This window comes from Paraburkholderia sp. SIMBA_053 (assembly GCF_046534895.1).
GTDB classification, from domain to species: domain Bacteria; phylum Pseudomonadota; class Gammaproteobacteria; order Burkholderiales; family Burkholderiaceae; genus Paraburkholderia; species Paraburkholderia caledonica.
This window is the reverse complement of record NZ_JAWRXU010001753.1, coordinates 1-234: the sequence shown is the minus strand read 5'-3', so window position 1 is coordinate 234 and position 234 is coordinate 1. Positions and strand designations below refer to the sequence as shown.

The 234-nt window shown below is 68.4% G+C and carries 1 pseudogene; it reads right to left on the bottom strand.

Annotated elements, in window-relative coordinates:
• A pseudogene (locus SB753_RS41530) lies at positions 1-234 on the bottom strand (flagellar hook protein FlgE); the annotation flags it as partial.

Sequence of the window (234 nt, the reverse complement as noted above, 5' to 3'; positions counted from 1 at the left end):
AGATCGGCGAGCCGGCCGTGTAGGTGCCGGTCGTCGAGGTGCCGAGCGTCGTGTCGGTCACCGTGTAGGCCGTCGCGCTGGTGAACGTGACGGTGTAGTTGTCCTTGTTCGTGCCCGACGCCGTGTTGGTGATCGTCGCGCCAGGCGTGGTCAGCGTGCCCGCGTTCGTCGTGGCCGCTGTGACGCTCGGCGTGCCGAGCATCAGCGGGTCTTGCGCGTTCAGGTTCAGGCCGG